The organism is Pseudomonas sp. PAMC25584 (assembly GCF_058135675.1).
In genome coordinates, this window is the sequence record NZ_CM176870.1 from 1,310,006 (window position 1) to 1,330,614 (window position 20,609).

The 20,609-nt window shown below is 58.8% G+C and carries 20 protein-coding genes and 1 pseudogene; 7 read left to right on the top strand and 14 right to left on the bottom strand.

Features of this window, described 5'->3' with window-relative positions:
* The first annotated feature begins 427 nt into the window (after window positions 1-427).
* Entirely contained in the window at window positions 428-2,536 is a 2,109-nt protein-coding gene (locus tag ACS5Q8_RS05840; protein WP_465159919.1) for a molybdopterin oxidoreductase family protein, read from the top strand.
* Window positions 2,537-2,622: 86 nt separating this feature from the next.
* Complete coding sequence (gene grxD, locus ACS5Q8_RS05845) at window positions 2,623-2,961, top strand: Grx4 family monothiol glutaredoxin (RefSeq protein WP_247396293.1); 339 nt, start codon at window positions 2,623-2,625, stop codon at window positions 2,959-2,961.
* A gap of 80 nt (window positions 2,962-3,041) precedes the next feature.
* Here grxD and bfr read toward each other — a convergent pair whose 3' ends face one another.
* Both bfr and ACS5Q8_RS05855 read right to left on the bottom strand, forming a co-directional pair.
* The gene (gene bfr / locus ACS5Q8_RS05850) at window positions 3,042-3,512 is read right to left on the bottom strand and encodes a bacterioferritin (RefSeq protein ID WP_276196709.1); all 471 of its coding nucleotides are present in this window, start codon (window positions 3,510-3,512) and stop codon (window positions 3,042-3,044) included.
* Window positions 3,513-3,713: 201 nt separating this feature from the next.
* Window positions 3,714-3,932: a bacterioferritin-associated ferredoxin gene (locus ACS5Q8_RS05855; protein WP_128587021.1), complete on the bottom strand. Its 219-nt coding sequence runs from the start codon at window positions 3,930-3,932 to the stop codon at window positions 3,714-3,716.
* Window positions 3,933-4,177: 245 nt separating this feature from the next.
* Here ACS5Q8_RS05855 and ACS5Q8_RS05860 point away from each other — a divergent pair, with 245 nt between their 5' ends.
* Entirely contained in the window at window positions 4,178-4,780 is a 603-nt protein-coding gene (locus tag ACS5Q8_RS05860) for a peroxiredoxin (protein ID WP_247396286.1), read from the top strand.
* A gap of 65 nt (window positions 4,781-4,845) precedes the next feature.
* On the opposite strand, the gene rnt is transcribed toward ACS5Q8_RS05860, so the two are convergent.
* Entirely contained in the window at window positions 4,846-5,517 is a 672-nt protein-coding gene (gene rnt, locus ACS5Q8_RS05865; RefSeq protein WP_247396283.1) for a ribonuclease T, read from the bottom strand.
* Window positions 5,514-6,560: a dihydroorotase gene (gene pyrC / locus ACS5Q8_RS05870; protein WP_247396280.1), complete on the bottom strand. Its 1,047-nt coding sequence runs from the start codon at window positions 6,558-6,560 to the stop codon at window positions 5,514-5,516. The genes rnt and pyrC overlap by 4 nt, the downstream gene beginning before the upstream one ends.
* Before the next feature lie 156 nt (window positions 6,561-6,716).
* On the opposite strand from pyrC, the gene ACS5Q8_RS05875 reads away from it, so the two are divergent.
* The 3 genes from ACS5Q8_RS05875 (at window position 6,717) to ACS5Q8_RS05885 (ending at window position 10,217) form a co-directional block, all read left to right on the top strand.
* Window positions 6,717-7,625, top strand: coding sequence for a flagellar protein MotY (locus ACS5Q8_RS05875; protein WP_247396276.1), 909 nt, complete (start codon window positions 6,717-6,719; stop codon window positions 7,623-7,625).
* Window positions 7,626-7,754: 129 nt separating this feature from the next.
* Window positions 7,755-8,972, top strand: a complete 1,218-nt coding sequence (locus ACS5Q8_RS05880) for an argininosuccinate synthase (RefSeq protein ID WP_276196712.1) — start codon at window positions 7,755-7,757, stop codon at window positions 8,970-8,972.
* Window positions 8,973-9,584: 612 nt separating this feature from the next.
* A complete protein-coding gene (locus ACS5Q8_RS05885; protein WP_017844627.1) occupies window positions 9,585-10,217 on the top strand; it encodes a response regulator transcription factor in 633 nt (210 codons plus the stop codon).
* An 87-nt stretch (window positions 10,218-10,304) separates the two neighbouring features.
* Here ACS5Q8_RS05885 and ACS5Q8_RS05890 read toward each other — a convergent pair whose 3' ends face one another.
* The 8 genes and pseudogenes from ACS5Q8_RS05890 to metG all read right to left on the bottom strand — a co-directional run bounded on the left by ACS5Q8_RS05890 (window position 10,305) and on the right by metG (window position 16,954).
* A complete protein-coding gene (locus ACS5Q8_RS05890) occupies window positions 10,305-10,484 on the bottom strand; it encodes a PA3496 family putative envelope integrity protein (protein ID WP_247396274.1) in 180 nt (59 codons plus the stop codon).
* A gap of 106 nt (window positions 10,485-10,590) precedes the next feature.
* Complete coding sequence (gene nth / locus ACS5Q8_RS05895) at window positions 10,591-11,229, bottom strand: endonuclease III (RefSeq protein WP_247396271.1); 639 nt, start codon at window positions 11,227-11,229, stop codon at window positions 10,591-10,593.
* Between the two features lie 25 nt (window positions 11,230-11,254).
* Entirely contained in the window at window positions 11,255-11,749 is a 495-nt protein-coding gene (locus tag ACS5Q8_RS05900; RefSeq protein ID WP_276196713.1) for an Rnf-Nqr domain containing protein, read from the bottom strand.
* A complete protein-coding gene (locus tag ACS5Q8_RS05905) occupies window positions 11,742-12,326 on the bottom strand; it encodes an RnfABCDGE type electron transport complex subunit G (RefSeq protein WP_426099610.1) in 585 nt (194 codons plus the stop codon). Before ACS5Q8_RS05905 ends, ACS5Q8_RS05900 begins: the two co-directional genes overlap by 8 nt.
* On the bottom strand, window positions 12,323-13,282 hold the full coding sequence (locus ACS5Q8_RS05910) for an RnfABCDGE type electron transport complex subunit D (protein ID WP_465159921.1): 960 nt from the start codon (window positions 13,280-13,282) through the stop codon (window positions 12,323-12,325). The genes ACS5Q8_RS05905 and ACS5Q8_RS05910 overlap by 4 nt, the downstream gene beginning before the upstream one ends.
* A gap of 556 nt (window positions 13,283-13,838) precedes the next feature.
* Window positions 13,839-14,210: pseudogene (gene rsxB / locus ACS5Q8_RS05915) on the bottom strand (electron transport complex subunit RsxB); the annotation flags it as partial.
* A 17-nt stretch (window positions 14,211-14,227) separates the two neighbouring features.
* Complete coding sequence (locus ACS5Q8_RS05920) at window positions 14,228-14,800, bottom strand: Rnf-Nqr domain containing protein (protein ID WP_247396257.1); 573 nt, start codon at window positions 14,798-14,800, stop codon at window positions 14,228-14,230.
* 102 nt (window positions 14,801-14,902) lie between these two features.
* Complete coding sequence (gene metG / locus ACS5Q8_RS05925; RefSeq protein ID WP_276196717.1) at window positions 14,903-16,954, bottom strand: methionine--tRNA ligase; 2,052 nt, start codon at window positions 16,952-16,954, stop codon at window positions 14,903-14,905.
* 173 nt (window positions 16,955-17,127) lie between these two features.
* On the opposite strand from metG, the gene apbC reads away from it, so the two are divergent.
* On the top strand, window positions 17,128-18,222 hold the full coding sequence (gene apbC, locus ACS5Q8_RS05930) for an iron-sulfur cluster carrier protein ApbC (protein WP_276196718.1): 1,095 nt from the start codon (window positions 17,128-17,130) through the stop codon (window positions 18,220-18,222).
* Between the two features lie 695 nt (window positions 18,223-18,917).
* Here apbC and ACS5Q8_RS05935 read toward each other — a convergent pair.
* Together ACS5Q8_RS05935 and fdxA are read right to left on the bottom strand one after the other, a co-directional pair.
* Window positions 18,918-19,664, bottom strand: a complete 747-nt coding sequence (locus tag ACS5Q8_RS05935; protein WP_276196719.1) for a sulfite exporter TauE/SafE family protein — start codon at window positions 19,662-19,664, stop codon at window positions 18,918-18,920.
* 563 nt (window positions 19,665-20,227) lie between these two features.
* The gene (gene fdxA / locus ACS5Q8_RS05940) at window positions 20,228-20,551 is read right to left on the bottom strand and encodes a ferredoxin FdxA (protein ID WP_003222178.1); all 324 of its coding nucleotides are present in this window, start codon (window positions 20,549-20,551) and stop codon (window positions 20,228-20,230) included.
* Window positions 20,552-20,609 lie beyond the last annotated feature (58 nt).

A 20,609-nucleotide genomic window follows, 5' to 3' on the forward strand; every position in this document is an offset into this window, starting at 1 on the left:
CTACCTTTTTGCAACAGACCGCAGATACTCAAAGCCTTGTTTATTGTGAAAACGGGCGAGACCTGCGGCGAAAGCCGCACGGGGCGACGAAATAGGGGAAGGCGCGATCTTATAATTAAATGTCGCGTCTTACCAATAGGGCTACGGTGTTTAGGGGTGTTCAGATAGGCGCGATAGCGCTTTTGAGGACGATTTCCTGACAGCAGCGGGCCATTTGTACACTGGCGTTGCGACCTTTTGCAATCCGCGAGGGCGGGCCCAGGCCAGGCTGTGTCGGTTTCAGGGGCTATCCGGCAGGTTTTGAAACACTTTTTTACGTTTGCTCATGGCCTGGCCTAATGCCCCTCAATTCACGCGACGAACGTTGCTGGTGCCCGCTGCGGTCGCGGCCCATAGTCAGGCCAAAGCCCTAATAAAGAGACTGGCCATGACCAAGACTCTCCACCACCGTGCCTGCCATCTGTGCGAAGCCATTTGTGGTCTGACCCTGGAAACCACCCAAGCCGAAGATGGCAGCCTGGCGATCACTTCGATCAAGGGTGACGCACTGGACACGTTCAGTCGTGGGCATATCTGCCCCAAGGCCGTGGCGCTGCAGGATATCCAGAATGACCCGGACCGCCTGCGCCAGCCCATGCTGCGAGTGGGTAGCGAATGGCAACCGATTGCGTGGGAAGAGGCCTTCGCGCTGGTGGCCGAAAAACTGTCGGACATCCAGGCGCGCTACGGACAGAATTCGGTGGCGGTGTATCAGGGCAATCCCAGCGTGCATAACTATGGGCTGATGACCCACAGCAACTACTTCCTTGGCCTGCTCAAGACGCGTAACCGGTTTTCCGCGACGTCGGTCGACCAGTTGCCCCATCACCTCACCAGCCACCTGATGTACGGTCATGGCCTGTTGTTGCCGATTCCGGATATCGACCATACCGACTTCATGCTGATCCTCGGCGGCAACCCGCTGGCGTCCAACGGCAGCATCATGACGGTGCCCGACGTGGAGAAGCGCCTCAAAGCCATCCAGGCCCGGGGCGGTAAAGTGGTGGTGGTCGACCCTCGGCGCAGCGAGACGGCGGCGATTGCCGATCAGCACCTGTTTGTGCGGCCCGGTGGCGACGCCGCGTTGCTGTTCGGACTGCTCAATACCCTGTTCGCCGAAAACCTGACCCGTAACAGTCACTTGCCGATTGACGGCCTGGAGGACGTGCGCCGCGCAATCGCCGGGTTTACCGCCGAGGCCATGAGCCACCAATGTGCGGTGCCTGCTGAACAGATCCGCCAACTGGCGCGGGATTTTGCCGCCGCAGATAAGGCGGTATGTTACGGGCGCATGGGCGTTTCGACGCAGGCGTTCGGCACGCTGTGCCATTGGCTGGTGCAATTGATCAACGTGGTTACCGGCAACCTGGATCGTCCGGGCGGTGCCTTGTGTACTACGCCGGCGGTGGACCTGGTGGCCTCGACTTCCGGCGGGCATTTCAATCGTTGGCAGAGCCGTGTGTCAGGGCGTCCGGAATACGCTGGCGAGTTGCCGGTGTCGGCGCTGGCGGAAGAAATGCTCACCGAAGGTGAAGGGCAGATCCGCGCCCTGGTCACCGTGGCCGGCAATCCGGTCCTATCAACCCCCAATGGCCGCCAGTTGGAGCAGGCCCTGGACGGGCTGGAGTTCATGGTCAGCGTCGATCTGTACATCAATGAGACGACGCGCTATGCCGACTTGATCCTGCCGTCCACCTCGGCCCTGGAAAACGATCACTACGACACCACGTTCAATATGTTCGCGGTGCGCAATGTCAGCCGTTTCAATCGTGCGATCCTGCCTAAGCCTGAAGGCGCGCTGCATGACTGGGAGATCTTCGTTGGCTTGGCCAAGGCGTTTGCGGCGCGCACCGGGGTTGCGCTCAAGCCGACCCTGCCACCGGCGCAAATGATCGACTTCGGCCTGCGCGCCGGCGTGTATGGTGATGCTTCCGGCCACAAATTGTCGGTGGCGATGCTCGCTGAGCATCCCCACGGCGTGGACTTGGGCCCACTCAAGCCCAATCTCGCTGCGCGCCTGAACACCGCGAATGGTCGGGTGCAGACGGCACCAGCGGTAATTCTGGCGGACCTGGCGCGTTTCGCGGCGCAACCGCTGCCACAGGCCAACGAATTGCTGTTGATCGGCCGCCGCCATGTGCGCAGCAACAATTCCTGGATGCACAACTATCACCGCTTGGTGAAGGGCAAGCCGCGGCACCAGTTGCACATGCATCCCGACGATCTGGCCAGCCGCCAATTGAGCGACGGGCAGCGGGTGAAGGTCAGCTCGCGCATCGGCATGATCGAGGTGGAGGTGGTCGCCAGCCTGGACATGATGCCAGGCGTGGTCAGCCTGCCGCACGGCTGGGGCCATGGTCGTCCGGGCGTGCAGATGATGATCGCGAGCAGTCAGCCAGGTGCCAGTGCGAACGACCTGACCGACGAACGGCAACTGGATGAGTTGTCGGGCAACGCCGCGCTGAACGGCGTGCCGGTACAGGTCGCTGCGGCATAATGTGCCCGAGCACCGCGCTGGGATTTTGCGTTACAATGCGCCACCGTGCCGACCTGTGAGTCGCAAAGTTCCAGCCGAGGTGTTCCATGGATATCATCGAAACGATCAAAGAGCAGATTGCCAGCAACACCATTCTGCTTTACATGAAGGGCTCTCCCAATGCCCCGCAGTGCGGTTTCTCCGCGAAGGCGTCCCAGGCCATCATGCAGTGTGGCGAGAAATTCGCTTACGTGGATATCCTGCAAAACCCGGAAATTCGCGCCAACCTGCCGAAGTACGCCAACTGGCCGACATTCCCACAACTGTGGGTAGCCGGTGAACTGGTCGGCGGCAGCGATATCATCACTGAAATGGCCGCTGATGGTTCGTTGCAAGCGCTGGTCAAAGACGCAGCAGTAAAAGCGGCAGCTCAGACTGAAGCTTGATGCTTGTGTAAAAAACCGCGCAATAAAAAGCCCCGCTTCTCCTAAGAGAGCGGGGCTTTTTTGTACCTGCCGGCTAAGGGTTATTCGCCCATCTGCGATTGCAGGTAGTTCTCCAGGCTGACCTTGTCGATCAGGCCCAGTTGTGTTTCCAGCCAGTCGATATGTTCTTCCTGGTCTTCCAGGATATCTTCCAGCAGTTCGCGGCTGCCGAAGTCCTGGGTCACTTCGCAGTGAGCGATGGCGGCCTTGAGGTCGCTGTGGCTCTTGCGTTCAAAGCCCAGGTCGCTGCTGATCATTTCCTGGGTGTGCTCGCCGATGTTCAGCTTGCCCAGGTCCTGCACGTTGGGCAGGCCTTCCAGGAACAGGATGCGCTTGATTAGGGCATCGGCGTCCTTCATGGCTTTGATCGATTCCTTGTACTCACGCTTGCCCAGCTTTTCCAGGCCCCAATCGTCATACATGCGCGCATGCAGAAAGTACTGATTGATCGCGACCAGTTCATTGGCAAGGATTTTGTTGAGTTGCTGGATGACTGAGATGTCGCCTTTCATGACTGGGGTCCTGCCCTGTATTCGCTGTATATAGGCCAGAGTTTGAGTGGCGAACCCCTTAGTGTCAAACCTAAGTAATTGAATAATAAATGAAAATTAATCTGAATAAGAATGTTTTAGTTCCGCGTCTTGGCCCTAACTAATTGAATTGCGGGCATAAAAAAGCCGGACACGAAGTCCGGCTCATTAAAATACGTTCATTCAAGCGTGCGTAAATTCTGCTGAATAGGGGCGCGCGGCCTGGGCTGTTTGCAGCTGCGTCAGGGTTTCCCGTACCACTTGTTTGGCGAGGCAAGCACATTTACCGCATTGGCTGGCAACGCCGGTCGTTTCACGCACTTCCTTGTAGCTGCAGCAACCTTCGTAGATTGCTTCGCGGATTTGTCCGTCGGTGACGCCAGTGCAGAGGCAGACATACATAAGGGAGAACCATCGCGGGTTTAAGGCTTAAGTGCGATGGATCTTAATGTTAACGAGAATGATTGTCAAAGTTGTTTTGCAGTGCTGGGCAGTGACTTGGCCTGCGCGCTGACGAACGGTTTTTTCAGTGTATGATGGTCGGTCTTCACGAAGCGTGACTGCGTCACAGGCTTGTCGCTTATGCGCGGCAGACTCAAGGCCGGTCCTTTTACTTCAATCGTCACCCCTACATCAGGAGATATCCAATGAGCGTACTCGTCGGCAAACAAGCCCCGGATTTCGACGTACCTGCCGTTCTCGGCACTGGCGAAATCGTTGACAGCTTCAAGCTGTCTGAAGCCATCAAAGGCAAATACGGCCTGGTGTTCTTCTACCCGCTGGACTTCACCTTCGTCTGCCCTTCGGAGCTGATCGCTCTGGACCACCGCATGGACGATTTCAAGGCGCGTAACGTCGAAGTGGTCGCGGTTTCCATCGACTCCCACTTCACCCATAACGCCTGGCGCAACACGGCCATCAACGATGGTGGCATCGGCAAAGTCAAATACACCATGGCTGCCGACATGAAGCACGACATCGCCAAGGCCTACGACGTTGAGTCCGAAGGCGGCGTGGCATTCCGCGGCGCGTTCCTGATCGACGACAAGGGCGTTGTGCGCTCCCAGATCATCAACGACCTGCCGCTGGGCCGTAACATGGAAGAGCTGATCCGTCTGATCGACGCCCTGCAATTCCACGAAGAGCACGGCGAAGTTTGCCCTGCCAACTGGAAAAAAGGCGACAAAGGCATGAACGCTTCGCCAGAAGGCGTTGCAGCGTACCTGACCGAGAACGCCGGCAAGCTGTAAGCCACGTTATCGGTACAAAAAAACCGGCCTGAGAAGGCCGGTTTTTTTATACGTGGGATTTCACTTCAGTCGCTGAAGTCTTCCCAGCCGCCCATCTGTTTCCAACGGTTGACGATGCCGCAGAACAGCTCGGCAGTCTTTTCAGTGTCGTAGCGGGCCGAGTGGGCTTCGCGACCGTCAAAGTCGATACCGGCGGCCTGGCAGGCTTTGGCCAATACGGTCTGGCCGTAAGCCAGGCCAGCGAGCGTAGCGGTGTCGAAGCTGGAGAACGGGTGGAACGGGTTACGTTTCATGTCCAACCGCGCCACGGCGGCATTCAGGAAACCCAGGTCGAAACTGCTGTTGTGCCCCACCAGGATCGCGCGTTTGCAGCCATTGGCCTTCAACGCCTTGCGCACGCCACGGAAGATATCGGTCAACGCCGCTTCTTCACTCACCGCCATGCGCAGTGGGTGATCGAGCTTGATCCCGGTAAATTCCAGGGCCGCTGCTTCGATATTGGCGCCTTCGAACGGCTCGACGCGGAAGAAGTGCGTGTGTTCTGCGAACACAAAGCCCTGTTCGTCCATGCCGATGGTCGTCGCGGCGATTTCCAGCAGTGCATCGGTGGCGCAGTTGAAACCACCGGTTTCTACGTCGATGACAACCGGCAGATAGCCGCGAAACCGCTCGGCCATCGGGTGACGGGAACCGCCACCGCTGTGCTCGTGTTCGTCATCGTAATGGTCTTCACTCACTTGCTTTCCTCCAGCAGGCGCCAGCGCAGTGTTTCACCGGCGCGCAGCGGGATAACAGTCAGCTCGCCAAATGGCAGGCTGGCGGGGGCGGTCCAGTCTTCACGAACCAGGGTGATGCGGTCGGTATTCGCCGGCAGCCCGTAGAAACGCGGGCCATTGAGGCTGGCGAAGCCTTCGAGTTTGTCCAGGGCGTTGCGCTGTTCGAACGCCTCGGCGTACAGCTCGATCGCCGCATAGGCGGTGTAGCAACCGGCACAACCACAGGCAGCTTCCTTGGCGTGCTGGGCGTGGGGCGCCGAGTCGGTGCCGAGGAAGAACTTCGGGTTGCCGCTGGTCGCGGCGTCCAGCAGGGCCACCTGATGGGTGTTGCGCTTGAGAATCGGCAGGCAATAGAAGTGCGGCCGAATCCCGCCCACCAGCATGTGGTTGCGGTTGTAGAGCAGGTGATGGGCGGTGATGGTCGCGCCGACGTTGGCCGAGGCCTCGGTGACGAATTGCACCGCGTCAGCCGTGGTGATGTGTTCGAACACCACCTTGAGGGTCGGAAACAGCTCGACCACACGGCGCATATGCTCGTCGATGAAGATTTTTTCGCGATCGAATACGTCGACATCACCACGGGTGACTTCACCGTGGATCAACAGCGGCATGCCGACTTCGGCCATCGCTTCGATCGCCGGCAGGATCTTGTCGATACTGGTCACGCCGGAGTCGGAGTTGGTGGTCGCGCCCGCCGGGTAGAGCTTGGCGGCGTGTACGAAACCGCTGGCCTTGGCCTGGCGGATTTCGTCGGGCTGGGTGCGGTCGGTCAGGTAGAGCACCATCAGCGGTTCGAAGCGGCTGCCGGCCGGCCGTACAGCGAGGATGCGCTGGCGATAGGCGTCGGCTTCAGCGGCATTACGCACCGGAGGTACCAGGTTAGGCATGATGATGGCGCGGCCAAACGTGCGCGCAACATCGGCCACGGTTTGGGTTAACGCAGCACCATCGCGAAGATGAATATGCCAGTCGTCGGGACGCAGCAGGGTCAGGCGGTCGGACATTGGGGATTCCAGGCGGGTCAATCTGGTGGGAATGCTACCGGAAAAGACTCTTGCAGGCACTCGCTATCAAGTTTTGCAGGATGCATCCGATAGCCTTTGGTATGCCTTAACGATGTATGACGCTTTGAAGTGTTGTAGAAACCAGTGGAGCCTCCCGTGCGCCAGCATTATTTAGCCCTGCTCAGTGTGTTTGCCAGCCTGCCTGCGATGGCCCTCACGTTTCAGACACGTCTGGAGAATATTGAGTGGAAGGTGGAGGGCGACAAATTCGAGTGCCGTTTGACCCAGCCGATCACGGATTTCGGCTCGGGCGAGTTCGTGCGCCGGGCCGGTGAGCAGGCGACATTCCGTCTGAAAGCCTATAACGGCTCGCTCGGCGCGGGATCGGCGACCTTGCTGGCGGCTGCTGCGCCTTGGCAACCGGGCCGGGGTGATATCAACCTCGGTGCCGTGCGTGTCGGCAGTGGCGACGTGTTGTTCAACAGTTCCCAGGCCCAGGCCGGGCGCCTGTTCAATGGCCTGCTTGAGGGGCGCAGTCCGACCGTGCGGCATTACGGGCGTGAAGGCGGCTATTCGGAAATTCGCCTGTTGCCGGTGAGATTCAACAAGGCCTACAACGACTATCAGCTGTGTACTACCAAGTTGCTGCCGATGAACTACGATCAGGTCAAGCAGACCGAAGTCGGCTTCCCCGGTGGCGGCATCGAGCTGGACGCATCGGCCAAGAGCAAGCTGGCGGTGATCGTTGAATTCATGAAAGCCGATCCGACGGTCAACCATATCGAATTGAATGGTCACTCCGACAATAGTGGCAATCGCCTGACCAATCGCGATGTCTCGCGCCGTCGCGCATTGGCGGTAATGGACTACTTCAAGGCCAACGGCGTGCAGGAATCGCAGATCACCATGCGATTCCACGGCGAAAGCTACCCCTTGGCGCCCAATACCAACGCCGCTAACCGAGCGCGCAATCGCCGCGTCAATATCCAGCTCGAACGCGTGGCAGCCCCCGAGAAGCCGGCGGCCCAGGCCGCGGGGCCGAGCAACCCCGCAGCCACGTCATAAGCTGCGACCATCGGTCGCCCGCTCGACATAATCTGTCGCTTTATCTTCATTTGCTGTCGCGCCCCTGTAATTTCGCGGTTTTGATCGGTAGAATCGTTGCCTTTCCGTAAAACCCCGTGGAGTGATGGCATGGCCGACGTAAACAAGGTCGTTCTCGCGTATTCCGGCGGCCTGGACACTTCGGTGATCCTCAAGTGGCTGCAGGATACTTATAACTGTGAAGTGGTGACCTTCACCGCTGACCTGGGTCAGGGCGAAGAGGTCGAACCTGCACGTGCCAAGGCGCAAGCCATGGGCGTCAAAGAGATCTACATTGACGACCTGCGCGAAGAGTTCGTCCGCGACTTCGTTTTCCCGATGTTTCGCGCCAACACCGTCTACGAAGGCGAGTACCTGCTGGGTACCTCCATCGCACGTCCGCTGATCGCCAAGCGCCTGATCGAAATCGCCAACGAAACCGGCGCTGACGCCATTTCCCATGGCGCCACCGGCAAAGGTAACGACCAGGTGCGTTTCGAACTGGGCGCCTATGCGCTCAAGCCGGGCGTGAAAGTGATTGCCCCTTGGCGTGAATGGGACCTGCTGTCCCGTGAAAAGCTGATGGATTACGCTGAAAAGCACGCAATCCCGATCGAGCGTCATGGTAAGAAAAAGTCCCCGTACTCGATGGATGCCAACCTGTTGCACATCTCCTATGAAGGCGGCGTGCTGGAAGACACCTGGACCGAGCACGAAGAAGACATGTGGAAGTGGACCGTCTCCCCGGAGAACGCTCCCGACAAGCCGCAGTATCTGGAGCTGACCTACCGCAACGGCGACATCGTCGCGCTGGACGGCGTCGAAATGACCCCGGCCACCGTACTGGCGACCCTGAACCGTATCGGCGGCGCACACGGTATTGGCCGTCTCGACATCGTCGAGAACCGTTACGTGGGCATGAAGTCCCGTGGCTGCTACGAAACCCCAGGCGGCACCATCATGCTGCGCGCCCACCGCGCCATCGAGTCGATCACTCTGGACCGCGAAGTGGCTCACCTCAAAGACGAGCTGATGCCCAAGTACGCCAGCCTGATCTACACCGGCTACTGGTGGAGCCCTGAGCGTCTGATGCTGCAACAGATGATCGACGCTTCCCAGGCTCACGTGAACGGTGTTGTGCGCCTGAAGCTGTACAAGGGCAATGTGATCGTCACCGGTCGCAAATCCGACGAGTCGCTGTTCGACGCCAACATCGCCACCTTCGAAGAAGATGGCGGCGCCTACAACCAGGCGGACGCAGCAGGCTTCATCAAGTTGAATGCACTGCGCATGCGCATTGCGGCCAACAAGGGTCGCAAGTTGTTCTGAGTGTTCCAGTCGAAATGAAAAGTGGCCCCTTGTTCAGGGGCCATTTTTTTGCCCGTAAAAAAGGCACAACGGCCCTGATGTTTAAAGTTGTTTACGGTTGTGTAAAGTCTGTCGAGGGTTCGGCGTTTCAAAAACTTTGATACTTGGCGCGCCGAGGAATGAATTATTTACACCTGAATAGGAACTATGTCTTACAGAAAATTCACTCAAGAAAGTGCGGCGTAGATGTAAGTCGCGGAAAGTTCTGTAGGAAATTTATGGTGTAAATAAATATGTTAAATGGAACTGAAATCATCAGATTTTTTTTACCCGTCCGTCCGTGTGGTAGCGGCATGCAAGGGGCATTTCCTGAAACTGGTGTGCGCTGCGTTTACGACTGGCCCCCTAACCACCGGATATTTCTCTCAAAATATGTACGAGCCCGGAAAGGTCTGAAGGGCTCCATAAAACTCGAAACATCTGAGTTGGTGATTTTTTGTAGGTTAATTCCTATCTCGTTGTGGGTTGGGTCTCTGCTTGCTGTTGCTCGGGGTGGAACGCTATGCCAACTAGGAAACGACTAGGCTATTGTGCTTGCTCTGAATAATTCGAACAGCGAAATTGGACTTTCTCATGAATAAAGTGCTGATCGTGGATGATCATCCCGTCATTCGTCTTGCTGTGCGCATGCTAATGGAGCGTCATGGTTATGAGGTCGTTGCCGAGACCGATAACGGTGTCGATGCGTTGCAACTTGCGCGGGAACATATGCCGGACATTGTCATACTGGATATTGGGATTCCCAAACTCGATGGCCTGGAAGTTATCTGCCGGCTGTCGTCGACCAAGCAGGCCACACCGTTCAAGGTGCTGGTCCTGACTTCCCAGGCCCCGGGTCATTTCTCCATGCGCTGCATGCAAGCGGGGGCGGCCGGGTACGTGTGCAAGCAGCAGGACCTGACGGAATTGCTGAGTGCCATCAAGGCGGTGCTGTCCGGCTACAGCTACTTTCCGAACCAGGCGCTGAATTCGGTGCGTTCCACCATGGGCAATGCCAGCGAGGCCGACATGGTCGAGCGCCTTTCGGGGCGCGAGATGATGGTGTTGCAGCAACTGGCGCGCGGCAAAACCAACAAGGAAATCGCCGACGGCATGTTCCTCAGCAACAAAACTGTCAGCACCTATAAGACGCGGTTGCTGCTCAAGCTCAATGCCCGCTCACTGGTCGATCTGATCGAGTTGGCTCAACGCAATGGACTGGTCTAGAGGAGGGCGCCACCACATGGCTTGATAGCCAGGCGAATCGGCAGAAAAAAGCCTCCGTCAGGGAGGCTTCCGGCCGTTCTCGGCCGATCAGAGGTCGAAGTCGTAATCGGCCAGCTGTTTTTGCAAGCGTCGCTCTTCCAGGAGGTTATCGATGGTGCGGCGTTTGCTTAGATTGGTCTTGGCTACCTCTACAGGTGTTTCCTCTCCACCGTCATCCGACTCAACAAGGTCATCTTCCACTTCCAGTTGTTCTTTGCCAGTGCTCATAAGGTTAACTCCGGGCTAAGACTGCCGTTGGCGCTCCTTATAACGATATTCCATGAGCGGGTAAAAAAGATTTTTTCAATCGATGGATCGAAAAACCAATGATCTCTCAATCGTCCGACGTCTTGTCCTTGTATTCGCACAGGTCTTCGATGCGACAGCTGCCACAGCGCGGCTTGCGGGCTTGGCAAACGTAGCGTCCGTGAAGGATCAGCCAGTGGTGCGAATCGAGCAGATACGGCTTGGGGACAAACTTCATCAGTTGTTTTTCCACTTCCACCACATTCTTGCCGCGGGCAATGCCGGTGCGGTTACTTACGCGGAAAATGTGGGTGTCCACGGCCATGGTCAGTTGCCGGAATGCCGTATTGAGCACAACGTTGGCCGTCTTGCGGCCCACTCCCGGCAGAGCCTCCAGCGCTTCACGAGTCTGCGGCACTTCACCGTTATGCCGTTCGACCAGCAGGCGGCAGGTCTCGATGACATTCTTCGCCTTGCTGTTGTATAGACCGATGGTCTTGATGTATTCAGACAAACCTTCCACGCCCAAAGCATGGATCGCTGCCGGGGTGTTCGCCACGGGATATAGCTTGGCCGTGGCCTTGTTGACGCCAACGTCTGTGGATTGGGCCGAGAGAATCACCGCAATCAGCAACTCAAACGGCGTTGAGTAAGCCAGTTCGGTTTTGGGTTCCGGATTGTCTTCGTGAAGCCTGCGGAAAATTTCCAGGCGTTTTGCGGCGTTCATGGGGCAGGCGATTCCTTGCTGGAGGTCAGCGTGATTGTGAAAAATGGGCCCAGGCCTGCAACCCAGCGAGCAATAACCCGAGCAGGATAAACCCGGCCGGCATCAATTGGGTGGCGGCAGTGGCGCGTAACACCCCCAGGATGATCATGAGTGCGGCGAACAGAGCGACTAACCGTAGCTGCGCCTTGCGCTGGTCCGCCTCAAAGAAAGCATTATGTTCCAGGACGACGCATTGCACGCTGATCAGCGCGAGGTAGATGCCCAACTGCTGATACATCGGTAGCGCAAATGCCTGTAACAGTAACTGCGCACAGCTGACCAGCGTAGCGGCGACCGTCAGGCTGGCACCCAACCGCAGGGGCGCGCTCAGGCGTGAGCGCAGCGCGCGCATGGCCAGGCCGTAGAGCGTCACGATCAGCGCCGACAACGCCAGGAAACTCAGGGCTTTGGGCAGGGTGTCAGTCACGCCGAGCAACGGTGCCAGCATCGATGCATTGGCCAGGCCAACGGCTCTAGTCATGGGCGTCGGGCTCCAGCAGGGATGAGCGGTGCTCGTCGAAATAGCGCAAAGCGTCGTGGACGGCACTGATCACCGCTCGGGAGGTGAGGGTGGCACCGGCTATTTGATCGAAGGTCGAGCCTTGCATGTCCGTGCGCGAACGCCCCTTGAATGAAGCCAGCCAAGGGTTGCCGGGCTCGCTGATATGCCCACCCAGGCTTGGGGTTTCCGATTGCGCCAGGGTTTTGATTCCCAGCAGCTTGCCGTCGCGGTCGATGGCGATCAGCAGTTCGATCGGCCCAGCGTAGCCGCTGGTCGTCAAACGAAGCAGTACCGCGCGGGGTTGGCCCGACAGGGTCACCCGATAGCCACCCTGCAGTTGGCTCTCGGCGAGGGGCTGTGGGGCGATGGTCAGCGGGTGATCCAGTGGCTGATTGTCATAGCGGTCGGCGGGTAGCAGGTCGCGCAGCGCCTGGCGCTGTAGCGCCTGAACCTGGCGCGCGGCGTGATCGGCGGTCAGGTGCTGAAGGGTGAGGACCAGCGTGCCGCCGCCGATGGCGATCAGCAACGCCAGCAACACACCTCTGCTCGATTTCATCGGCTGACCGCTGGCTGTTTCGCTGCCACCAGGCGTTCCAGTGCCGGCACGGCCAGGTTCATCAGCAGCACCGCAAAGGCCACACCGTCCGGGTAGCCGCCCCACGTGCGAATCAGATATGTCAGCACGCCCACGCCCGCCCCGAACAGCAGCCGGGCCGTGGGGCTTTTCGGGCCCGAGACCGGCTCGGTGACGATAAAAAATGCGCCGAGAACGGTGGCGCCGGTCAGCAGATGAAACAGCGGCGAGCCGTGGGAGTCAGAGCCCGAGCCATTCCAGCACAGCAAGCTGATCACAAAGAGGCTGCCCAGCATGCCCAGCGGCGCGTGCCAACTGAATACCCGCTGGCGTAACAGCCACAGACCGCCCACCAGAAACGCCAGGTTCACCCACTCGCTGCCCTTGCCGCCGAAATGCCCAAATGCCGGGCTGCGAGCGAACAGTTCATCGATGGTCAGGCTCTTGTTCAGTCGTAGCGCATCCAGTGCAGTCGCCTGGGCCCAGGCATCGGGCGCGTCGCGTTGCAGGCCGAATACCTGTTGTGCGCCGGCCAGCAGGTCCAGGCCGTGGGTGGCCGGCCAGTGCGTCATGAGTTGCGGAAAGGCCACCAGCATCAACGCATACCCGACCATGGCCGGGTTGAAAGGGTTGCGATGGCCACCGTACAGGTGCTTGCCCAGCAGCAGCCCAGTGGCGACGGCCGCCACGCACAGCCACCAGGGGCAATAGGGCGGCAGTGCCAGGGCGAGCAAGGTGGCGCTGACCAGGCTGCTCAGATCGCTGCCACGCTGCCCCCGCAGGCGTTGCACGCCCGCATCTACCAACAGTGCGCCGCCCGTCGCCAGCAACAGATTGATCAACACGCCCCAACCGTATAACCAGAACATCCCCACCGCACCCGGCAGCGTCGCCAGCAACACCCGTTGCAGGGCTTGCTGAGGCTCAAGCGTGGCCATGGGCATCCACCTGGCGCTGTGCTGCGTCGAGCTTGTCGTGCGCCTCGGACAGCTGCTGTGGATCGGCGTTCTGATCCTGGGCTTTTTTCAATTCGGCGCGACGCATTGCCAGTTGGATCTTGGCGCGCTTGAGATCGGCGGTGCTGTCGGGGGCCGGTGTTGCGGGCGCGAGGTTCACCTCCAGGGCGGTTAGTGCTTGCTCTGCGGCTTCGAACTGTCGTTGCAGGACGATCAATTGCGATTGCTGTTCAAGGGTGGGCGGATGCCCGAATGCCTTCAAGGATTTGTGCAACTGCGCACGGCTCATCGCCATGTTGATCTTGGCCTTCTTGATCGCGGCATCCTGGGCTGCCTGGGCGGTATCGATCGGCACGGCGGCCAGCGGCGCGGCACGCTTGGCTCGGGCCAGGCGTTCGGCCTGCTTGTGTTCTTCTTCTCGTTGCAGGCGCGCGTTTCGTTGCTCAAAGCGTCGTCGTGCGCGGTCACGCTTTAAGCCACGCGCGCGGCGCTCGTGGTCGTTGGTCGCCAGGCCGCCGACAATCGGCAGCACCGTCGCCAGCGGGTGCATTTCGATGCAGTCGACCGGGCAGGGCGCGACGCACAGGTCGCAACCGGTGCATTCGTCGATGATCACGGTGTGCATCAATTTGGCTGCGCCGACAATCGCGTCCACCGGGCACGCCTGGATGCATTTGGTACAACCGATGCATTCGGCTTCGCGGATGTAGGCAATCTGTGGCGGCGCTTCGCCGTGGCTGGCGTCCAGCGTCAGCACCGGCACGTTCAGCAATTGCGCGAGTGCGCCGATCGTTTCCGGCCCTCCCGGCGGGCACTTGTTGATGGCTTCGCCTTGGGCAATGCCTTCGGCGTAGGGCTTGCAGCCCGGGTGCCCGCATTTGCCGCATTGGGTTTGCGGGAGCAGCGCGTCGATACGTTGAATCAGGTTCATGCTTTGATCATTGCGTTGAAACCCAGAAAAGCCACCGCCATCAGCCCGGCGCTGATCAGTTCGACCGGCAGGCCGCGGAAGGGCAGCGGAATGTCGTTGTCGGCGATCCGCTGGCGCAAGTCGCTGAACAGGCTCAGCACCAGCCAGAAGCCGAGCCCGGCGCCCAGGCTCAGTGCCGCCATGTGTGCCAGACCCTTGTCGTCTTCAATGCCCAGCAACACCACGCCCAGTACCCCGGCGTTGCCCAGTAGGAGTGGCCATAACCCCTCCGTCGGCAGTGTGGGGCGCAAGCGCGTGAGCAAGCCGAGCACCGGGCGGATCAGCAGCGCGGTCAGCGGTAAAAACACAAACAGTCGCAGGGCGGTCATCGCCAGCGGCTGCAGCAGGTAGTGGTCCAGCAGATAGCCCAGCATGCTGCTGACTGCCATCAACACGGTGGTGGCAATCCCCAATGCATGCACCCGCGAGCGTGAGTGCGCAGCCAACATCGGGTCGACGGCCAACGGCATCTGCAACACGAAGTTGTTGATTAGGGCGGCGCTGACAAGGGTGAGGAGCATATCGGTCATGGGCATGCCGGTTAAGCAAACAGGGCCTGATTATCCGGTAAGCGAGAAGGGGGTACTAGCTGAAAAGCCCTGTCGCCGCGACGACAGGGCTGTTTGCAGGGCTTACTTGATGCGTTGACCCGGCTTGGCGCCGCTGTCAGGGCTCAGCAGGTAGATTTCTTCGCCGCCGGGGCCTGCCGCCATCACCATGCCTTCGGAAATACCGAACTTCATTTTCCGTGGCTTGAGGTTGGCGATCATCATGGTCAGGCGCCCATTGAGCTTGGACGGGTCCGGATAAGCGCTCTTGATCCCGGAGAACACGTTGCGTTGCTCGTCGCCGATGTCGAGGGTCAGGCGCAGCAGCTTGTCGGCACCTTCCACGGCTTCGGCCTTGAGGATCAGCGCAACCCGCAGGTCCACGGCGGCAAAGGCGTCGAACTCGATCTCCGGGGACAGCGGCTCCTTGACCAGTTCGCCGTTGCCGGCCGGCGTCGATTCGCCGGTGTCTGTCGGGCTGGCGACCAGGTCTTCTTTCGAAGCGTCGCTCATGGCCTGGACTTTTACCGGATCGATGCGGGTCATCAGCGGCTTGAACTCATTCAACTGATGGTTGCTGAGCAAGGTAGCGTGATCGTTCCAGGTCAGCGGCGCGACGTTGAGGAACGCCTCGGCATCCGCAGCCAGCAACGGCAGCACCGGCTTGAGGAAGATCACCAACTGGCGGAACAGGTTGACGCCTGTGGCGCAGATGGCCTGGACTTCCGCCTGCTTGCCTTCCTGCTTGTTCAGCGACCACGGCGCCTTGTCGGCGATCCACGCGTTGGCGCGGTCGGCCAGGCCCATGATCTCGCGCATGGCGCGGGCAAAGTCGCGGGCCTCATAGGCGTCGGCAATGCTTGGCGCGGCGGCCAGGAACGCGTCAGTCAGTTCCGGCGCGGCATTCTCGGCCACCAGTACACCGGCGTTGCCCTTGTGGATGAAGCCGGCGCAACGGCTGGCGATGTTGACGACTTTGCCGACGAGGTCCGAGTTGACCTTCTGTACGAAGTCTTCCAGGTTCAGGTCGAGGTCGTCGACGCCACGGCCCAGCTTGGACGCGTAGTAGTAGCGCAGGTATTCCGGCGACAGGTGATCCAGGTAGGTGCGCGCCTTGATAAAGGTGCCACGGGACTTGGACATCTTCTGGCCGTTGACGGTCAGGTAGCCGTGTACGTTGATGCCGGTCGGCTTGCGGTAGCCCGAACCTTCGAGCATTGCCGGCCAGAACAAGGCGTGGAAGTTGACGATGTCCTTGCCGATGAAATGGTACAGCTCGGCGGTGGAGTCTTTGCCCCAGAACGCGTCGAAGTCCAGTTCCGGCGTGCGGTTGCACAGGTTCTTGAAGCTGGCCATGTAGCCGATCGGGGCGTCCAGCCACACGTAGAAATACTTGCCCGGCTCGCCTGGAATCTCAAAGCCAAAATACGGCGCATCGCGGGAGATGTCCCACTGTTGCAGCCCGGCATCCAGCCATTCGGCGATCTTGTTGGCGACGGCATCCTGCAGGGTGCCGCTGCGCGTCCAGGTTTGCAGCATCTGCTGGAAATCCGGGAGTTTGAAGAAGAAGTGCTGGGAATCCTTGAGCACCGGGGTGGCGCCGGAGATCGCCGACTTCGGGTCCTTCAGGTCGGTGGGTGCGTAGGTGGCACCGCATTTTTCGCAGTTGTCGCCGTACTGGTCCTCGGTGCCGCATTTCGGGCAGGTGCCCTTGATGAAGCGGTCGGCCAGGAACATTTTCTTTTCCGGGTCGAAATACTGGGTGATCGAGCGCGTGGCAATGTGCCCGGCGTCCTTCAACCGCAGGTAGATCTGACTCGACAGCTCACGGTTTTCGTCGGCGTGGGTCGAGTGGAAGTTATCGAAGTCCACCAGGAACTCGGCAAAGTCGGCGCTGTGTTCAGCCTGCACATTGGCGATCAGTTGTTCCGGGGTGATGCCTTCCTTTTCGGCGCGCAACATGATGGCCGAACCGTGGGCGTCGTCCGCGCAGACATAGATGCATTGATTGCCGCGATGCTTCTGGAAGCGCACCCACATATCGGTCTGGATGTACTCAAGCATATGGCCAAGATGGATCGAACCATTGGCATAGGGCAGGGCGCTGGTGACGAGGATCTTGCGTGGCTCGGACATTGGGGCTCGGCTACTTGATGAAACGGAGGTCGGTCACTATAAAGCGCCGGGAAATATATTTCACCCCGTGACGCTGTTTCAGAATCTTCCCGGCCTGCGAAAGCATGCCGTTAAGCCGCTGGAACGGTTAGGATAGCCGCCTGTTTTAGTCAGTCTTTTTTCGGGAGTAGCCCATGAGCGCCGTCAATCGCGCAGCGGTGGAAGCCGTTCTTCGCCAATACACCGACCCCTATTTGAACCAAGACCCGGTCAGCGCCGGCTGTGTACGCGCCATCGAGGTCCAGGGCGACCAGGTGTCGGTCCGGATGGAACTGGGCTACGCCGCTGGCCTGTTCAAGAGCGGCTGGGCGCAGATGCTGCAAATGGCCATCGAAGGCCTGGACGGTGTGCGTTCGGCCAAGGTCGACATTCAATGTGTGATCGCCCCGCACAAGGCCCAGGCGCAGATCCCCGGCCTGGCTAACGTGAAAAATGTGGTGGCCGTGGCCTCCGGCAAGGGTGGCGTGGGTAAATCCACCACGGCGGCTAACTTGGCGCTGGCGCTGGCGCGCGAAGGCGCTCGCGTGGGGATTCTCGACGCGGATATCTACGGCCCAAGCCAGGGCGTGATGTTCGGCATTGCCGAGGGCACTCGCCCGAAAATCAAAGACCAGAAGTGGTTCGTGCCCATCGAGTCGCTGGGTGTGGAAGTGATGTCGATGGCGTTCCTGACCGACGACAACACACCGATGGTATGGCGTGGGCCGATGGTCTCCGGCGCCTTGCTGCAACTGGTCACCCAGACCGCCTGGGGCGATTTGGACTACCTGGTGATCGACATGCCGCCAGGCACTGGTGATATCCAACTGACCCTGGCACAAAAAGTCCCGGTGGCCGGTGCGGTGATCGTCACCACCCCCCAGGACCTGGCGTTGCTGGACGCGAAGAAGGGCGTGGAAATGTTCCGCAAGGTCAACATTCCAGTGCTGGGCGTCGTGGAAAACATGGCGGTACACATCTGCTCCAACTGCGGCCACGCCGAGCATCTGTTCGGCGAGGGGGGCGGCGAGAAACTGGCCACCCAGTATGGTGTCGAGTTGCTCGCCTCGCTGCCGCTGGCAATGGTGATTCGTGAACAGGCCGATGGCGGCAAACCGACAGTGGCTGCCGAGCCCGACGGCCAGATCGCCATGGTTTATCAGGAGCTGGCGCGTCACGTGGGCGCGCGGATTGTGCTGCAGGAAGCGGCTGCTCCGGCCATGCCGACAATTACAGTCAGCGACGACTGAGCCCGTCGTAGGAAACAAGCCTCGAATTTGTCGGGGCTTTTTCTTGTCCGCAGAACGGCCGGGCATTGCTTGCTGCGCTCTTACACCGTTGCTCGTGTAAGCATTTGCTTACTTTCACGTAAGTGTTTGGTTTTTTTAGCGTTGCCGGACGTCTCGAATTGTCTGGCTATATTTCTAATCAATTGAAATATAACAATTATTTATTGGCTTTCGAGCGCGATTGCTCTGCAGGCAGCGGTTTGGGTTGCGTTGTACTTCCGTGGGAACTGGATACTATCAGCCCTGTGTCCACGGATTGACACAGCCATCAAGGAACGATGGTTTGAAGGAACGTCGCAGGATGCGATTCATCAGGATGATGAAAAAGGAATACAGGGACTAGGGAAAAAATGTGGGCGGGTCATACCGCCCCTTTTTTTGCCTGCAGAAAAGTAAAACGCCTGCCCCAGACACAAAAAAGGCCCACAAGGTTATTTCCGTGAATGGGAAATGCATAGGTAGTGTCTTTTTTTGATTCGGGCCCATCTGACTCTGCACGGGCGTAAGGCCATTGAGTTACCTTATAAGTGCATGCTTATTTATGCCACCGTCTGGATTGAATCAAGTCGTTTCGACTTAATAGTCCCCCTTTGTGCGGCGGCAGTAAGCGTTTCGGGAACACACCTTCCGATGTGGATGGGCTGCGTGATTTCTGCTCACCAGAACAGCATCCTCAATGCCAGCGCGATCACGACGATATTAAAAACGCACTCCATCCACTGGTCACCCTTCTTTAGCGCAAACTTCGCGCCGGCATTTGCACCCAATAGCGTGCCAATAACCAGGCAAAGTCCGTATTGCCAGTTAATGATTCCGCTGACGCCGAAAATTATTAGCGAGCCCACGGAGAGGACGAGTCCGCCGACTTTGCGGGTACCCACCGATTCGCTGATGGTCTTTCTGAAAAAGATAATGAATAAATACGTCGAGAGTTTGGCTTGTCCACCGAATAACCCGCCGATCATTCCTACTGGGATGAAGAGGATATAGCCAAACAGACGCCTGATCGCAGAGGGCGGTGTTTCGCCGCTACGAGGTTTTTTTATAAGGGAGAGTGCCACCAGCAACAATGTCAGCCCGCCAATTATTTTATGCAACAGCGCGGGATCTATTTGAAGAAGAAGGCTCGCTCCTCCCAAAGCCCCGGCGAGCCCCAGTGCCGCAGCTGGCACGGCAAGCGCATAATCGACCTTTCCCTGATTATGGAAGTGCCGCAGTCCGGCAATCATGGTGCCTACCGAGGCCAGGCGTGCGGTGGCGATCGACGACTGAGGCGCAATTCCCAGCCAGATCATCACCGGGACGGTTAAAAACACACTCCCACCGGTGTTGGTCCCGACGAATCCAGTTATTAATCCGAGGAAAACCAGGCCGGCGCCAGTCAGCCACTCATGCCCCATCATGTTGAGATGCTCGCGTAGGATTAACGTGCACGGTTTATTCGCTTAAGTAAGCAGGGTCTACGCAGCGATAGCAATTTCTGTTTCGGGAATTGGCGGTCACATTCATCGCCTTAAATGGCGAAGGCCACCACGCCACGGGCTAGCGCGTCCGGTAAATGATCTGAACGCATAATTTTGGCGTTCGGAAGGCGTGTTTGCCGTTCGCGGACAAGTCGTCAACGGGCGTGGTCGGGCAGTGTTCGAGGTCGGCTTTGCCTGTGCAATTCGTAAGTTGCCGGGAGGCTGATCTCACATCCTCTCCAGGGAGTGGGCATGAGGACCGTGCTATGAATGGGGGCTACCGCGCAGCTTAGAGCTTATGCCACGAACGAATCGAATAATGAGAAAAGCGCCACCCGCGTCGCCGGCGTTTAGAAGCTACGATGCAATCCGATGTGTCTATATATCGCAAGGCTTTTAGACTCAAAAGCCTGCGCCCATTAGGCGTTATGGTCGCTCACGCACGAATTATGTACGCCAGGATATAACGCCTTAGCGGGCCTTTTTATTGGGCAGCGACGCTGTCAGCGCTCGAGATCTTTGATCTTGCCTTTCACACCGTCCCACTCTTCCGCATCCGGCAACGACTCTTTCTTCTCCGTGATGTTCGGCCAGATTTCCGCCAGTTCGACGTTCAACTGGATAAATTCCTGCATATCTTCCGGGACCTCGTCCTCGGAGAAAATAGCGACGGCCGGGCATTCAGGTTCACACAGGGCGCAGTCAATGCACTCGTCCGGGTGGATGACCAGGAAATTCGGGCCTTCGTAGAAGCAGTCCACCGGACAGACTTCTACGCAGTCGGTGTATTTGCACTTGATGCAGTTGTCGGTGACGACGAAGGTCATTTCTAATTTTCTCCTCAGGCGGCGGCAGCGAAACCCCTTATGGTGGGGCCCGCGAGGT

Bases quoted from the DNA above. Each gene is read 5' to 3' on its own strand.
- ACS5Q8_RS05840 (WP_465159919.1), top strand. From the start codon at position 428: ATGACCAAGACTCTCCACCACCGTGCCTGCCATCTGTGCGAAGCCATT.
- grxD (WP_247396293.1), top strand. From the start codon at position 2,623: ATGGATATCATCGAAACGATCAAAGAGCAGATTGCCAGCAACACCATT.
- bfr (WP_276196709.1), bottom strand. From the start codon at position 3,512: ATGAAAGGCGACATCTCAGTCATCCAGCAACTCAACAAAATCCTTGCC.
- ACS5Q8_RS05855 (WP_128587021.1), bottom strand. From the start codon at position 3,932: ATGTATGTCTGCCTCTGCACTGGCGTCACCGACGGACAAATCCGCGAA.
- ACS5Q8_RS05860 (WP_247396286.1), top strand. From the start codon at position 4,178: ATGAGCGTACTCGTCGGCAAACAAGCCCCGGATTTCGACGTACCTGCC.
- pyrC (WP_247396280.1), bottom strand. From the start codon at position 6,560: ATGTCCGACCGCCTGACCCTGCTGCGTCCCGACGACTGGCATATTCAT.
- ACS5Q8_RS05880 (WP_276196712.1), top strand. From the start codon at position 7,755: ATGGCCGACGTAAACAAGGTCGTTCTCGCGTATTCCGGCGGCCTGGAC.
- ACS5Q8_RS05885 (WP_017844627.1), top strand. From the start codon at position 9,585: ATGAATAAAGTGCTGATCGTGGATGATCATCCCGTCATTCGTCTTGCT.
- ACS5Q8_RS05890 (WP_247396274.1), bottom strand. From the start codon at position 10,484: ATGAGCACTGGCAAAGAACAACTGGAAGTGGAAGATGACCTTGTTGAG.
- nth (WP_247396271.1), bottom strand. From the start codon at position 11,229: ATGAACGCCGCAAAACGCCTGGAAATTTTCCGCAGGCTTCACGAAGAC.
- ACS5Q8_RS05900 (WP_276196713.1), bottom strand. From the start codon at position 11,749: ATGACTAGAGCCGTTGGCCTGGCCAATGCATCGATGCTGGCACCGTTG.
- ACS5Q8_RS05905 (WP_426099610.1), bottom strand. From the start codon at position 12,326: ATGAAATCGAGCAGAGGTGTGTTGCTGGCGTTGCTGATCGCCATCGGC.
- ACS5Q8_RS05910 (WP_465159921.1), bottom strand. From the start codon at position 13,282: ATGGCCACGCTTGAGCCTCAGCAAGCCCTGCAACGGGTGTTGCTGGCG.
- ACS5Q8_RS05920 (WP_247396257.1), bottom strand. From the start codon at position 14,800: ATGACCGATATGCTCCTCACCCTTGTCAGCGCCGCCCTAATCAACAAC.
- metG (WP_276196717.1), bottom strand. From the start codon at position 16,954: ATGTCCGAGCCACGCAAGATCCTCGTCACCAGCGCCCTGCCCTATGCC.
- apbC (WP_276196718.1), top strand. From the start codon at position 17,128: ATGAGCGCCGTCAATCGCGCAGCGGTGGAAGCCGTTCTTCGCCAATAC.
- ACS5Q8_RS05935 (WP_276196719.1), bottom strand. From the start codon at position 19,664: ATGATGGGGCATGAGTGGCTGACTGGCGCCGGCCTGGTTTTCCTCGGA.
- fdxA (WP_003222178.1), bottom strand. From the start codon at position 20,551: ATGACCTTCGTCGTCACCGACAACTGCATCAAGTGCAAATACACCGAC.